16 protein-coding genes are annotated in these 13,868 nt (G+C 45.7%); 6 read left to right on the top strand and 10 right to left on the bottom strand.

What is annotated here, in order from left to right; all coding sequences use genetic code 11:
• Positions 1–186: 186 nt before the first annotated feature.
• From CW735_RS19215 to CW735_RS19200, 4 genes are all read right to left on the bottom strand, one after another.
• Positions 187–876 carry a hypothetical protein gene (locus tag CW735_RS19215; RefSeq protein ID WP_100973117.1) on the bottom strand — a complete coding sequence of 230 codons (690 nt, stop codon included), beginning with the start codon at positions 874–876 and terminating at the stop codon, positions 187–189.
• Between the two features lie 469 nt (positions 877–1,345).
• On the bottom strand, positions 1,346–3,754 hold the full coding sequence (locus CW735_RS19210) for a TOTE conflict system archaeo-eukaryotic primase domain-containing protein (RefSeq protein ID WP_100973116.1): 2,409 nt from the start codon (positions 3,752–3,754) through the stop codon (positions 1,346–1,348).
• A gap of 25 nt (positions 3,755–3,779) precedes the next feature.
• On the bottom strand, positions 3,780–4,151 hold the full coding sequence (locus tag CW735_RS19205; RefSeq protein ID WP_000354815.1) for a helix-turn-helix domain-containing protein: 372 nt from the start codon (positions 4,149–4,151) through the stop codon (positions 3,780–3,782).
• 31 nt (positions 4,152–4,182) lie between these two features.
• The gene (locus tag CW735_RS19200; RefSeq protein WP_001926661.1) at positions 4,183–4,485 is read right to left on the bottom strand and encodes a type II toxin-antitoxin system HigB family toxin; all 303 of its coding nucleotides are present in this window, start codon (positions 4,483–4,485) and stop codon (positions 4,183–4,185) included.
• Positions 4,486–4,534: 49 nt separating this feature from the next.
• Between CW735_RS19200 and CW735_RS19195 the strand changes: the two genes are divergently transcribed.
• From CW735_RS19195 to CW735_RS19185, 3 genes are all read left to right on the top strand, one after another.
• Positions 4,535–4,723 carry a hypothetical protein gene (locus CW735_RS19195; protein WP_100973115.1) on the top strand — a complete coding sequence of 63 codons (189 nt, stop codon included), beginning with the start codon at positions 4,535–4,537 and terminating at the stop codon, positions 4,721–4,723.
• An 86-nt stretch (positions 4,724–4,809) separates the two neighbouring features.
• Complete coding sequence (locus CW735_RS19190; RefSeq protein WP_100973114.1) at positions 4,810–5,130, top strand: helix-turn-helix domain-containing protein; 321 nt, start codon at positions 4,810–4,812, stop codon at positions 5,128–5,130.
• Complete coding sequence (locus tag CW735_RS19185; protein ID WP_100973113.1) at positions 5,123–6,352, top strand: type II toxin-antitoxin system HipA family toxin; 1,230 nt, start codon at positions 5,123–5,125, stop codon at positions 6,350–6,352. Before CW735_RS19190 ends, CW735_RS19185 begins: the two co-directional genes overlap by 8 nt.
• Positions 6,353–6,638: 286 nt before the next feature.
• On the opposite strand, the gene CW735_RS19180 is transcribed toward CW735_RS19185, so the two are convergent.
• The 3 genes from CW735_RS19180 to CW735_RS19170 all read right to left on the bottom strand — a co-directional run bounded on the left by CW735_RS19180 (position 6,639) and on the right by CW735_RS19170 (position 9,359).
• Complete coding sequence (locus CW735_RS19180) at positions 6,639–6,914, bottom strand: hypothetical protein (protein ID WP_232368328.1); 276 nt, start codon at positions 6,912–6,914, stop codon at positions 6,639–6,641.
• 57 nt (positions 6,915–6,971) lie between these two features.
• Positions 6,972–8,180 carry a tyrosine-type recombinase/integrase gene (locus tag CW735_RS19175; protein WP_100973112.1) on the bottom strand — a complete coding sequence of 403 codons (1,209 nt, stop codon included), beginning with the start codon at positions 8,178–8,180 and terminating at the stop codon, positions 6,972–6,974.
• 315 nt (positions 8,181–8,495) lie between these two features.
• Positions 8,496–9,359: a YicC/YloC family endoribonuclease gene (locus CW735_RS19170; protein WP_100973111.1), complete on the bottom strand. Its 864-nt coding sequence runs from the start codon at positions 9,357–9,359 to the stop codon at positions 8,496–8,498.
• A 281-nt stretch (positions 9,360–9,640) separates the two neighbouring features.
• Here CW735_RS19170 and rph point away from each other — a divergent pair, with 281 nt between their 5' ends.
• Genes rph through tusA form a run of 3 tightly spaced genes read left to right on the top strand, consistent with a single transcriptional unit; the run spans position 9,641 to position 11,255 of the window.
• A complete protein-coding gene (gene rph / locus CW735_RS19165; RefSeq protein WP_071981038.1) occupies positions 9,641–10,354 on the top strand; it encodes a ribonuclease PH in 714 nt (237 codons plus the stop codon).
• Between the two features lie 9 nt (positions 10,355–10,363).
• Positions 10,364–11,005 (top strand): orotate phosphoribosyltransferase, encoded by a 642-nt coding sequence (pyrE, locus tag CW735_RS19160; protein ID WP_071981037.1) that lies wholly within the window; start codon positions 10,364–10,366, stop codon positions 11,003–11,005.
• Positions 10,995–11,255, top strand: coding sequence for a sulfurtransferase TusA (gene tusA, locus CW735_RS19155; RefSeq protein WP_071981036.1), 261 nt, complete (start codon positions 10,995–10,997; stop codon positions 11,253–11,255). The genes pyrE and tusA overlap by 11 nt, the downstream gene beginning before the upstream one ends.
• Positions 11,256–11,293: 38 nt before the next feature.
• On the opposite strand, the gene CW735_RS19150 is transcribed toward tusA, so the two are convergent.
• The 3 genes from CW735_RS19150 to CW735_RS19140 form a co-directional block, all read right to left on the bottom strand.
• Entirely contained in the window at positions 11,294–11,755 is a 462-nt protein-coding gene (locus CW735_RS19150) for a hypothetical protein (protein WP_071981035.1), read from the bottom strand.
• A 142-nt stretch (positions 11,756–11,897) separates the two neighbouring features.
• Positions 11,898–12,494 carry a YqaA family protein gene (locus CW735_RS19145; protein WP_100973110.1) on the bottom strand — a complete coding sequence of 199 codons (597 nt, stop codon included), beginning with the start codon at positions 12,492–12,494 and terminating at the stop codon, positions 11,898–11,900.
• A gap of 14 nt (positions 12,495–12,508) precedes the next feature.
• On the bottom strand, positions 12,509–13,801 hold the full coding sequence (locus CW735_RS19140) for a metal-dependent hydrolase family protein (protein WP_071981033.1): 1,293 nt from the start codon (positions 13,799–13,801) through the stop codon (positions 12,509–12,511).
• Positions 13,802–13,868 lie beyond the last annotated feature (67 nt).

The raw sequence follows: 13,868 nt of genomic DNA, 5'->3' as shown, positions 1-13,868 counted from the left end.
GATCAGCGCCCTGTGAGGGGTTACTCGTTTCTGGGGCTTGTGATTTCGAGTAGTTTGTAAGAGATAAGCCCCAGTCTTAACGGCGACTGAGGCGCAGCCACGAGCCAAAACACTAGGTAAAGGCTCAACCAGCTTTAAAGAGCTTGAGTGAAATTGTGGTTTTCTTCATAACAAATATCAAGCTATTTAGCCTTGTTGTTGAGTTTGGTTCTCGTTACCAAAGCATTTGTTCGTAATCCAAACATCATTCTCCGGTCCACAAAGATGGTGCAGTAGCGCTAGGTTGATCTGGTGGCTGATCACGTTGCTGTTTCGTTTTCGGTTGTCTTTTCTTAAACCACGCAGTAATAACCCTTTGCATGATTTTCCTATTTGCTCCGGCGAACTGGGCAGGCAAAAGGCGCGGTTTTGCTGTTTGGGGTGCAAGGTAGTGCGCTTTCCTGTTTTAGATAAAGGCGTAATGCACCAAAAGATACTGGCGTTGGCGGGTGCGTTTGCTTGCAATATTCTAGTTTGAATCGTGCCATCCCTATTTGTCGGTAACAAATGTGCCGGTAACAAAACTAACCCGCCTTGCGCGTGGCCTTCAACCTCAGGTAAAGGTAGCCAATACAGGTTTGGCCATTGCTCGGGGCTCTGCCATTTTTCTACGATCACTTGCGCGCCAATGCTATTCAGCCATTGGTGAATCGGGCAGCCTAGGCGTGCTTGTTTAACGCGTGGTAACTGAAAGGTCAGCCAGCGGGTTAAACGTTCGGCTGCATTCTCGTACTGGCTTAGTGCTGGGTAGAGGGTAAACGCGCCATCCCCAACCAGTAAAGCGACCACCTGCTGTATCCATTCTCTATCCCAATCGTTACCACTTGCCCATAACACGTCACTTATCACCTTGTTGGTTCGTCATGCCGTCTATTTTCAGTCGTCGGGTGCAGACGCGGTGGTGAATTAGATGAAAGAAATGGCCATCAAACTAACCAGTCAAATCGGCTTTTTATGATGGCCTGTGCGCGGCTAACTGTTTGATATACATAGTCCAATACGGTGCTGTTTGGCTGTGTTCGCCAAGTGCAAAAAAATCGAGACGCCAAACGATCGTTTGCATTCTGGGTTTAAAAAATCAAACGGTTTGTACTTTGATGCCGAGGTTGGTTTATGGTGCAAAAAGTGCCAAATCTTGCTTTTTGCCAGTAATGGCAAGGCTTAGTAGCGTTGGATTTCAATCGAGACGCCAAACAGTGAATGGGCTAATTTCTCTGTTTGGCGTTTCGATCCAAAAGCCAAACGGATAGTGGTTTTGGCGTAAGGGGGTAAAGTCATGGGGAAGTGTTGAACGAAGAGCGGCTTGCTAATTTGACTTGGAATTTGATGAAGAGGCGTCTTCCAGCTTCAGTGAAGGCTGATTGTCACTGTTACCATCAATGTACTCAAGGGCGTACCCCATGGCCTTGTAGCTTTTCTCGCGTTTTTTAAACATGCGTTGCAGCATAGGGAGGGCGCAGTCTACATAGTCGTGAATGGTGACTTGTGTTTTGCCTTCCGATTCACGATGAATACGACCGGCATATTGGGCCAACGTACCTTTCCATGCGATGGGCATGGCCAAAAACAACGTATCCAGTCTTGGTAGGTCAAATCCTTCGCCCACATATTTTCCTGTTGCGACGATGGCTTGAGCCGATTGTAGATGATTATCAGCATTCTTGCGTTCCGCAGCATTCATGGCGCCTTTGAGTACGACAGTGCTTATACCCATCTCGGTAAGTCGTAAATATATGTACTCTGCGTGCTCTCTACGCTCAGTAAGGACTAAGGGGTGTCCCCCATTTTGAACACACTGAGAGGCGTCTGAGACAATTTTTGAAGTGCGCTGTTGGTTATCGACGAGCCAGCGGTAGGCATCGCTTATTTTGGGGCGCTCATCTGTTTTTATTAGCTCAGCTGGCGGTATATCGTAGAGCTGATGAATCATCACGGTTTGAGTAAATTGCTCATCAGGGCTTTGTTTCACTTTGTAGCGAATGGGCCCTGCTGCCATAAAAATGATCTTTTGATGGCCATCTTGTCGCTCTGGCGTTGCTGTTAGGCCCAATACATATTTTGCTCTTACCTCGTTGAGTACCATTTCAAACCTTGGCGCAGACAGATGGTGGCATTCATCAATAATGATGTGGCCGTAGTCTTGGATGAGAGGCGTGATGGAGTTGTCTTTTTTATTAACCAAGCTTTGGTAGGTGGCAATGTCGATAATGCCACTCGGCTTTCTTTTACCCCCGCCTATACTGCCAATGTTTACGTCGGGTAGGAGCGTGCGTAATCGCTCTTGCCACTGTTCAAGCAGTTGTCGGCTATGAACCAGTATGAGGGTATTTACTTTGCGTTTTACGATCATGCCAATGGCAGTAACCGTTTTTCCAAATGCAGTCGGCGCATGCAAAATACCGAAGTCATGCTTGGTTATTGCGGCCACTGCGTCACGCTGGTTTTTTCGCAAAGTGAACTCAGGGGTAAGTTTTAATAATGGTTTGCCGGTTTCACGCTTATCGTCAAACAGTGGCGAAATATTGTGCTCTTGTAGCAAAGCAATCGCGTCATCGAGACAGCCTCGCGGTAGTGCTAGGTAATCGTTTTCAATACGAGCACAGGAAATAAACCTTGGAATGCCATGGGTTGAAAAGCGCAACGCTTGTGTTTTAAAAAACACAGGATTAGAAAAACTCGCTAATCGCTTTAGTCCTGCCAGTAGTGGCCCAGGTAACTCGCTCATCAAAAAGTAGATATGGTTGGCCAAGGTAATGGTCACGGTTTTCGGCAAAGACTCTAATTTTATTGGTGCGGCTTTGGCTGTGATTTCCCAAGGTGGGCGGTTGTCTGTTAGCCCCTGTTCGGATAGTAATAGGGTATTGGGTGAAATGGTTGTTATGAGTTGATCAATACTCGATTGCGTGAGCGTTTTAAGCCCAGCAAGGTACCGCCATTGATCGTCAATCGCATTCAGGTCACTGTCAACAAAGCAACTACGGCCTGAAAGGCGAGCCTCCTTTTGAAGTGGTAGCGCAATGAGATTACCAAAACCGCCTTCAGGAAGGACATCTTGGTTAGGAAATAGCCTGTCATAGGAGTCAAACGAAAGATTTGGAAATATTTCCATGGCTTTATCAAGCAAAGCGAAACCCAGTGCCCGAGCTTGGTTCGCTGGGATATTGGTTTCAAAAAAGATCCATAAGTGCGCCCCGTTGCCAGAACGCGAGATTTCTATCGCGTGGGGAATATCAAACGCTTGGCACGCTTTAGACATTGCTTTGACTTCTTCTTGCCAACAGCCTTTGTCAAAATCGGCTGCCAACAAATAGCACGAATTATCTTTAAGTAGTGGATACAGACCAACCACTTGATGACCGGCAAGGTGCCTGTAAATAATGTGCTCGTTTAGTTCGCTAAACTTTCGGTGTGAACAGTCTTGGCATTTAATGCGGGGTTTGTTGCATACCCCGTTTATCCATTCATTATCACAGGCTACGGAATAGCCACTGCGGCCCTGTTGGTTTTGCCAACGATTGGCGAAGATATCCTCTCGTCCACGAAATCGTTGTCTGAATAGGGCGACTTTCTGTTCTGGGGTGAATGTCTGTACTGAACGCTCGTTTTGAGCGCTACGCAAAGCTTCTCTCAATGCGAGAAGCTGCTGCTTTTCGTTTTCAAGCTCAGCTAGCCTGTTATCAATAGCCGAAATGTTTGGGTAGCGAGCGTCATTCATGACAACATAATTTTTATGTGCAGCACTATGACGCGCGAACTTGCGGCGGTTTGATCAGCGACTCTGCTGGAATACCTAGCCCTTCATGAAGTTTCCAAATCATTTTTAGCGTGAGTGATCGCTTATGGTTTAGGATTTCATAAACACGATTGCTTTTACCTATCATGGGTTCAAGATCTTTAACTGTTAATCCTTTGCGCTCCATCTCAAACTTTATTGCCTCAACAGGATCTGGCAAATCCATTGGAAAATGCTTTGCTTCGTAGGCTTCAACTAACGTAACCAAAATGTCCAGCTTTTCGCCTTCGACGGTATCAGGCTCCGCCATCATTAGGTTTTCGATGTCGTTTAATGCCGCGCGGTAGTCGGCATCTGTTTTAATAGGTCTGATGTCCATTATATTTACCTCTTGTTACTACCGTTTGGCTTCAAATCGTTTGCACATCAATTTTATCGTATTGCGCATGGCTGCCGATAAACCGTATGTAAACCACTTTGTAGGCATAATTGATCCAAACAACTAACCGGTACTTATTACCGGCAATGTTAAACACGACACGCCCATCTTTGAGGATGCTGGCATTTCTGAAGTCCTGTTTCACATCCGCCGGTGAGCCCCAATCAGCGTTTAATGCATGCCTATACCACGCTAAAGTTGGCTCTTTAGCGTCAATGTATTCTGGGCTGTCTTCCCAAAATGTTTTTAAGGTTGATAGTGCGATAATTCTCATAAACAGATATTAGTCCCATATTGGGACTTTTGCAAGTTTGGTATTTTTGATGCGGTTAGGAGTTTTTACCGCATCCCCAATTGCCCCATTCCTTGGGGCGGTTCAAATTCCTCTTATTCACCCTATAAAGCTTGGCATATCTGGTGTTGCCCCATTGTCCCAACTGCCCGCGGTAAGTGAGCGCGCGCGTTACAATTTATCTATAGTTGCATATCAAAAAGCGCTTGGTGATACATAATAGCTAATCATTCTTGTGCTCGTGGGATTGCGGTGATATGTTTTTGTATATAATTATTCCTAGTTGATTCATTAAGGCGTATCGAAATGAGCTATGTAACAGAGCAGATACTAGAAAGTCTTCGAGAAGCTCGGGTACGCAAGGGGTTTAGCCAAAGAGAGTTAAGCGCGCGTTCGGGTGTGCCGCAAAGTCATATTTCGAAAATCGAGTCTGGCGGTGTTGATTTAAGAATTTCCAGTTTGATTGCACTTGCCCGTGTACTCGACCTAGAGTTATTTGTCGCACCTAAAAAGTCAGTTCCTGCCATCAAGTCGATCATTCGAAGCAGTCAAGGTATTAACGGTATCAGCGATGAAGCTGAGCAGATGTCACCGGCATATCAGTTAGGGGAAGACGACGATGACTAATCATGTTTCTACGCTCAACGTTTTGCTCTACGGTGAGCCCATCGCAACGATCACTAACGTGGGCAATGACAGAACGCTTTTTGCCTTTATGGATTCGTACATTTATGACGACTCACGGCCTGTGTTAGGGCTGGGTTTTAAAGATGCACTGGGTGGCTTACTGACTAATTTTAAACCGACCCAAACCAAGTTAACTCCGTTTTTCTCTAACCTTTTGCCAGAAGAAACCATGCGTCATTACCTGGCAGAGCGTGCCGGAGTGAACCCCGCACGAGAATTTTTTCTATTGTGGGTGTTAGGACAAGATTTAGCAGGTGCGATCACGGTTGAACCTGCTGATGGCGAAGCGCTGCCGCCTAATGTGCATCAAGACATTGACGATGAAACGAAAATAGATGTTCCAATGCGTTTTTCATTAGCGGGTGTACAGTTGAAGTTTTCAGCCGTACAACAGACAAACGGTGGTTTGACTATTCCTGCAACCGGTCAAGGTGGTTCTTGGATTGTAAAATTGCCATCGTCTCGCTTTGACGCTGTGCCAGAAAATGAATATTCGATGATGGAACTGGCTCGTATGTTGGGGATGGATGTGCCAGAAACGCAGCTACTCCCGATTAACCAGATTGCTAATATCCCAGATGGTATTGGTAAATTTGGTGACTCATTTAAAAATGCTCAGGCCTTTGTGATCAAGCGCTTTGATCGTGCAGGTGAGCAAGCCGTACATATTGAAGATTTTGCGCAAGTGTTTGGCGTCTATCCTCAAGATAAATACAAAAAAGCCAGTATGCGCAATATTGCTCAGGTTATCGGCATCGAAGGTCAAGACGAAGACATTGCAGAATTTACGCGTCGATTGGTGTTCAATACCCTAATTGGCAATGCGGATATGCATCTGAAGAATTGGTCTGTGATTTACAAAGACAAGCGCGCAGCATCGATTGCACCTGCTTATGACTTTGTCTCGACCATTCCTTATATCCCCGATGATAGTGCATCGCTGAAGGTGAGTCGTAGCAAGAAATTCAGTGATTTCACGCTGGATGAGCTGTCACACTTGGCGGCTAAAGCCATGCTGCCAGAAAAATTGGTGTTAGATACTGCCAAGCAAACCGTGGCAGGCTTTCATGAAATCTGGGCGAAAGAAAAAGCGCATTTACCACTTACCAAGTCGATGATTGAAGCAATCGAAACACATTTGCGAAGCATACCGCTACGCTAAAATGAGAACCGACGCGTACAGAAATGCAGAGGCGTCGGTCATATTGGCTTGAAGATTATGTTTAGTGACTTGTTTTGTCAATCAAAGCCCTGATTGCCCCATCCCTTGGGGCGGCTCAAATTACTTTTATTCATCTTCTAAAGCTTGTATATCAAGTGTTGCCCCATTGTCCCAACTGCCCACGGTAAGTGAACAAATGGGGGCTTGTTAGTTTCGCCTGATGGGCCTTTTCGGCATGCGACTGCGTTTGCCATCGAAAAAGGCCAATACTCTGAACCCCTCTTGTTTAAAAAGAAAGGGGTGATTCTTCATAACCTAGGCTATGCGTTGGGCGTGCAGGCGGGATGAGCCCCAGTTTGCGTCCTAGGCCGACAATCACGTAGAACGTGAGTTTTAGCGTCAGCCATGGAGCGAGTACCACGAATACCATCAGGCAATACCGAGTAAGCGCGTGGCCTACGCCATGAGGTTGTTCGAGTAAGGCAATGCCAATACACCAACCAAGGCCTGCCAGCATGGCTATTGGAAAGGTAATGGGGGCAAGTCGCATCATAAACTGCATGTTAGCGCCCTCCGATTTTGTATTGTGAAGCGGGCTCAAAGTTCACCAGCGGTTCGATCACATCAGCCACGGTTTGATGGGCAATTCGGCGCTCTTCAAAGTACTGTTTTCAAAAAGCTCGGGCCGGTCGTAGATACCCTCAACGCCTTTTAGCTTATGGTTAAGACAGCGTTCGGCCACGTTGCCTGCAATGCCTAAAGAGGCGGCAAGGCTGCGAAAGGTACGGCGTAAATCGTGTACGGTGAAGTGTTCAAGTTTACCCATTTTATTGGGTGGCTGTTTTTTGCGCCCTGGCTCGCGACCAAAGAGTTTAGAAATGGCTCGGTTCAGTGTATCTGGCCCCATATGTGGACGATGGCTTGCTCGTCTGGCCGGGAAAACATAAGGCGAGCCACAAGCGCGGATTTGCAACTCGTTGAACCAAGCAATGGCTTGGCGCGGTAAAGGAATGCTGATTGGAACGCCGGTTTTGCTGCGTTCTTTGGGTAGATCCCACACGCCTGTGGTTAAATCCATTTCACGCCACATGGCTTCGCACAGTTCGCTTTTGCGCACGCCCAACACCAAAAACAGGCAGCAAGCGAGGTAATTGTCGCGGCCAAAGCTATTGATATGGGTATGAAACACACTAAAGGCGTAGTGAATTTCCTCTTTGCTAAGCATCCTGTCTTTACTAGACTCCACGCCACCGGCATCGTCCACGGTAAAGGCTGCGGCGGGGTTGTTCAGCGTTAAGTCGAGCTTTATCGCATGTCGAAACAGCTGCTTCATGTACATCAAGGTATCGTTGGCAATGGTAGGGCGGTTGCTATCTCGAATGCGCTCTAATACTTCACGTACTTCACGTGCGGTCACCTCAGCAATACACTTTATGCCAATGACTGGGCTTATGTCTTTGGTGTAAACCCGATACGGAATCTTGGGATGCTTAAGTCGTCTACTCAGATCGGTTCGATACCAGTCATGAAACAGTTGATCCACGGTTTCAATGTCAGGTAACTCGATTTTCTGTTTCTCTAGCAGAGGATCTATGCCGTCACGTACTTCCTTTCGAAAGTATGCGGCGGCAATTCTGGCGTCTGCCAACGACATTAAAGGAAATTGCCCCAAGGTTGCTTCTCGTCTTCCTTTGGCTGTGGTGTAGCGGATCATCCAGTAAGGCGAGCCTTGTTTGCGGACGCAAAAGTATAACCCTTCACCATCTGAATATTTTTTTGGGTCGGCTTTGCTGTATGCAATAACCTGTTTTGCTGTGAGTTTTCCCATGTTTACTCCATAGTTGCTGAAATAATGGAGGGGGCAATAATGGCTGCCCACCACCGATTTGCTTATTGAATCAGCAGCTAACCTGTTGTGGTGGCGAGTTAAATGCGAAAATTGGGTAACTTACTGCCCACCAATTTGCTCACCGCAAAATGCTTATTGAGCAAAAATGAGGGGACTGCCCACCATTCTGCCCACCACTAAACAGGTAGTTGGTAACGGACATCTGCAAACCGATTTGGACGGGAAAAATAAAAAAGCCCTGTATTTACAAGCAAATAACAGGGCTTCTAAGACATTCTTGGACGGGTAAAAAAACTATTCGATATTTTGAATCTGCTCGCGCATTTGCTCAATCAGCACTTTAAGCTCTACTGCCGACTGCGTAATGTCGGTGCTTATAGATTTAGAGCCTAAGGTGTTTGATTCACGATTAAACTCTTGCATCATAAAGTCGAGTCTGCGACCAATTGCCCCACCTTTTTTCAGAATATTGCGGGTCTCGTTAACATGAGTGTTTAAGCGGTCTAATTCTTCAGCAACATCTACCTTTTGTGCAAGCATGATCATTTCTTGTTCGAAGCGTCCTGCGTCTAGTTCTACTTTCGCTTCTTCAAAGCGCGCCTGCACTTTCTCTCTTTGCCAAACCATAATTTCTGGCATGCGAGAGGCAACTTTTTCTACTTCGGTTTCAATAGCGTCTAAACGCTGTGTAATCATATCTTTTAGCGCCTCGCCTTCTGAAGCACGAGCATCAATGAAATCTTTTAAACCCTGGTCAAATGCAGCCATAACATCTGCATGAATGGTATCCATGTCGGCCTCTTCTGCTGCTATTACGCCAGGCCAGCGCAATACGTCTAATGGGTTTACGCCCGATGACTGACCATGAGATTGAACCCAATCAGCAGCCTGCATAACTTGCTTTGCTAAATCTTCATTTAAACTAAGCGTTGTAATAGCTGCATCATTTGCCGTAAAGCGTAAAGCGCACTCTACTTTGCCGCGGGCTAGCTTTTTGCGAAAGCGCTCTCGTAGCATAGGTTCCAGAGAACGAAATTGTTCAGGCAAGCGAAAATAGGTCTCTAAAAAACGCTGGTTAACCGAGCGTATTTCCCATACCGCAGAGCCCCATTCCTTTTTCGTCTCTACACGAGCGAATGCTGTCATACTATAAATCATAGTTATCCTTCGAGTTGTACTGAAAGCCTGCAAAAACAACGCGAACGCCGTGTTGTATCTGTGAATATGAAGGCAGTCTTTCTTGTTCTTACTATATTAGCGTACATTTGCTTGTTTCTGTAAGGAATACGAGCAAAGTTCGTTTTCATCAGACAGGCTCATTGCGCTATACTTATGCTTATTCTTATTTTCGGTAAATTTAGTTTGTGCACTCTAGGTGTACTCACTTTTTATTATCTACCGAAGATTCTATTTTTAGCATTTACGTTGTGGAGAACCCTATGCGTCCAAGCGGCAGAACCGCCAGTCAAATTCGCCCTGTTACAATTACTCGTCAATACACTTGCCATGCAGAGGGCTCTGTATTGGTAGAGTTCGGAAACACTAAGGTGTTATGTAACGCGACGGTAGAAGAAGGCGTGCCTCGCTTTATGAAGGGGCAAGGAAAAGGGTGGATAACCGCTGAATACAGTATGTTACCTCGTGCAACGCATACACGCAGTGGCCGAGAAGCGGCGCGTGGTAAACAAGGTGGCCGTACGTTAGAAATTCAGCGCCTTATTGCTCGCTCGTTGCGCGCTGCGGTAGATTTAAAACTACTTGGTGAAAATACTATCACGCTAGATTGCGATGTAATTCAAGCAGATGGTGGTACTCGTACCGCATCAATTACAGGTGCATGTGTGGCATTGGTAGACGCACTCACTTATATGCGCGCAAAAGGTATTTTAAAAGCTAATCCACTTAAGCATATGATTGCCGCGCTGTCGGTAGGTATCTTTGAAGGTACACCTATTGCCGACCTTGAATACACAGAAGATTCTGAGGCCGAGACTGACATGAACATTGTGATGACAGAAACGGGCAAGCTAATTGAGGTTCAGGGTACTGCAGAAGGTGAACCTTTCTCGTTTGAAGAGTTAGAGGAAATGCTGAAGATAGCCAAGCACGGTCTTCGCGAATTGTTTGATATTCAGAAAGCAGCACTAGCGTAAGAGGTTTATATGAAAGGGTTCCAACGTGATTTTATTGAGTTCGCCATCAACCGTGGTGTACTAAAGTTTGGTGAATTTACGTTAAAGTCAGGCCGTATAAGTCCTTACTTTTTTAATGCAGGCTTGTTCAATCGCGGTGGCGACCTAGCCAAGTTAGGCCGTTTTTATGCCGATGCGTTGGTTGATGCAGGTGTAGAGTTCGATGTGTTATTCGGGCCTGCCTATAAAGGGATCCCTATTGCCACTACTACAGCGGTAGCGTTAGCAGACAGTCATCAACGTGATGTGCCTTATTGCTTTAATCGCAAAGAAGCAAAAGCACACGGCGAAGGTGGCAATTTAGTGGGTAGTCCCTTGCAAGGTCGCGTAATGCTGGTTGATGATGTGATCACTGCGGGAACCGCTATCCGGGAATCTATGACGCTGATTGAGCAACAGCAGGCAAGTTTGTCTGGTGTGCTTATTGCCCTTGATAGGCAGGAGCGCGGTAAAGGTGAGCTATCCGCTATTCAAGAGGTAGAGCGAGATTTCAATACTACTGTGATTTCTATTGTCACTCTTGCTGATGTAGTTGCATACCTGCAGGAAAAAGGTGGTCACAGCGCTGAAATAGACGCAATTAACACCTACCGTGAAAACTATGGCATCTGATTTTGACAGTGAGTTTAATAGCGCCAGCCAGCACTTAGACGCTTTAGGTCTTCGTTGCCCAGAGCCCGTAATGATGGTGCGCTTGAACATTCGAAAACTGCCGGATGGCGAAACATTGTCTGTTTCGGCAGACGACCCATCAACGGCCAGAGACATTCCCAGTTTTTGTCGATTTATGGGGCACACGCTGGTGGCATCTCAAACAGAAACCATGCCGTATCAGTTCGTAATTAGGAAAGGGGGCGAATAAGCCCTCTGCTAACAGTGACTTGCTCATTTACTTAAGCCTTAGTGAATATAACGAGAAACTTCGCGAGTGAGAGGCGGTATAACACTCCCCTGCTCTAATGTGCTAAGAACGGTTTTCAACACGCCTAGAATATGGGTATTGGTGGCATGTAACGGTAAAATAGCGAGTAATTGCTGCTGACAATCTTGCAGAACTTGCTGTGCATCCTTTTGGCGATGCTGATGATGCAAAATTGCGGACAAGTACATAGCCATTGTTGCATAAGCAATAATATCGTCTTGCACCGCGCTATCACGATGAGATGTGACATTTTGTAATGATGTAATGACAACCTTCGCTGTTTCTAAGCTTTGGTATCCCAATACACAGGCCTTTTCGTGCTGCCCTAAAAGGTGTGCCTGTTGAACCCTGTCTTGCAGCATAAGGCGATGTTTTCGTGCATCTGTTGGATTCAACTGCAGCCATTTTCTGTAAACCGGACATAGATGTTGTGAGTTCATATTTGCACCTCCTGCTAATCACAATAATGCAAATGGGAATCATTATCAATAATGCTCCGGTATTTTTAACTCCTCTTAAAATGAAAGACTAAAACCGAACGTTGGAAACGCCTATTAAAAACAAGCCTACTAGTTTTTGCGTTTACAGTGCATTTGTAGCCCACCAAAGCAAAAGAACAACAAGTGTTGCCGCTATTACGGCTTTCATCTTGTAACGCCTTATAAGCTGCTCTGCTTTGTCGCCAGCATAATATACCACTGCGGCTAAACCGAAATAACGAAGAGAGCGTGCAATTACTGTGGCAAGTAAAAACAGAGGAAAAGAGAATTTTGTTGCTCCTGCAGCAAGCATAGCGACTTGAAAGGGAATTGGAGCAATACCTAAGGTCATTACAAACCAAAACCCTTGTTGTTCCATCTTATTTTTTACGTTGTCGAATTGGTCTTGACTGAAAAAGGTTTCAATCACCCACTCTCCAATTATATCGAAAAGATAGTACCCCAAGGCATAACCAAACACGGCACCAATAACACAACCTAGCGTTGCCATTGCCGCTATTTGCCACAGTGACTCACGCCGCGCCTGCATTAAGGGCAACATTACCGCTTCCAGAGGAATAGGCACTATGGTCGACTCTAAAAAGGATGAAATAGTAATCCCTTTCAGCATATGCTTGGAATCGACCAGCTGTTTGGTTTTCCGTGTAACCTTTTTACTTACCTTTTGAACCGGGGTCATGTAATCCTTTCATATTAATTTTTGTATACCACGCCGTCCTTCATAACAAATGAAACGCGTTCCATAAGGGTAATATCTTCGAGAGGATTACCTTTTACAGCCACGATATCTGCGAGTTTACCCGCTTCCAAGGTACCCAAAATATCGCTGACACCAAGTAAATCCGCGCCATTTACTGTTGCGCTAGTCAATGCATCTGCAGGCGTCATTCCCGCTTCAACCATAAGAGCAAACTCTTGAGCGTTATCACCATGAGCCGATACGCCACTGTCTGTTCCAAATGCAATTTTTACACCTGCTTTGTGTGCTGTAGCAAAGGTCTGTTGAATTAACGGCCCAATGGCTGCAGCTTTAGGGCGTACAAGCTCAGGAAAGAAACCGTCGATTTTGGCTTTTTCAGCAACAAATTTACCAGCAAGGATGGTGGGCACATAGTAAGTTCCATTTTCCTTCATAAGACTATGGATCTCTTCATCCATGTAAGTGCCGTGTTCAATCGAATCGACCCCCGCTTTGATGGCGCGCTTCATACCCTCTTTACCATGTGCGTGAACGGCTACAGTCATTTCGTAGTCTTTTGCAGTATCGACAATGGCTTCTAGTTCGTCCGTCATAAATTGAGGGTTTTGACCGTTCTTTGCCACGCTCAATACACCGCCCGTTGCCGTTATTTTAATTAAGTTTGCGCCGTCTTGGTAACGTGTTCTTACGGCTTCCCTAGCTTCAGCTTCGCCATTAACTACGCCTTGTTCTGGACCTACATCGGGACGCAGCAAATGCGACATGCCGTTAGATGGGTCTGCATGTCCGCCTGTGGTGGCAATAGATTTGCCCACAGTATAAATGCGAGGACCAACGGCATAGCCTTTATCTATTGCAGTTCTTAAGGCTATCGTTTCATTATGTGAGTCACCTAAGTTTCTTACTGTTGTGAACCCAGCGTCTAACGTTGTTTTTGCATAGCTGGCTGCGCGCAGTGCATAGTCGGCCTCGTTAAGAGTAAATCGCTCTAAGTAGCTCTTAGGTCCACCTTGCTGTGAAGATAGGTGAACGTGCATGTCCATTAGACCTGGCATAACAGTGCTGTCTTTTAAGTCAATAACGCTATCGCCCTTGCCACCTTTTACAAAACCATTTTTAACGCTCTCAATTTTATTGCCTTCAATAACAATAGTGACTTTGTTTTTTAACTCGTCAGAAGTACCAGTAAAGGCTTTTCCTGCGTGGATGAGGGTAGCTGCTTGAGCAGCGATAGTTAAAGGCAAGAGAGTGCAAGATACAGCTAAAGCGGTGAGTGTCTTTTTCATAATATAGTTCTTCTTTTGATGGATAATTACACAGTAATTTAATGTAAAGCACTCACCTAACTAACGC

Origin of the sequence: Alteromonas sp. MB-3u-76 (assembly GCF_002831605.1) — a bacterium.
In the GTDB taxonomy this organism is placed as follows: domain Bacteria; phylum Pseudomonadota; class Gammaproteobacteria; order Enterobacterales; family Alteromonadaceae; genus Alteromonas; species Alteromonas hispanica.
Note: the sequence above shows the minus strand (reverse complement) of the source record. Positions and strands in the feature narration are given on the sequence as shown.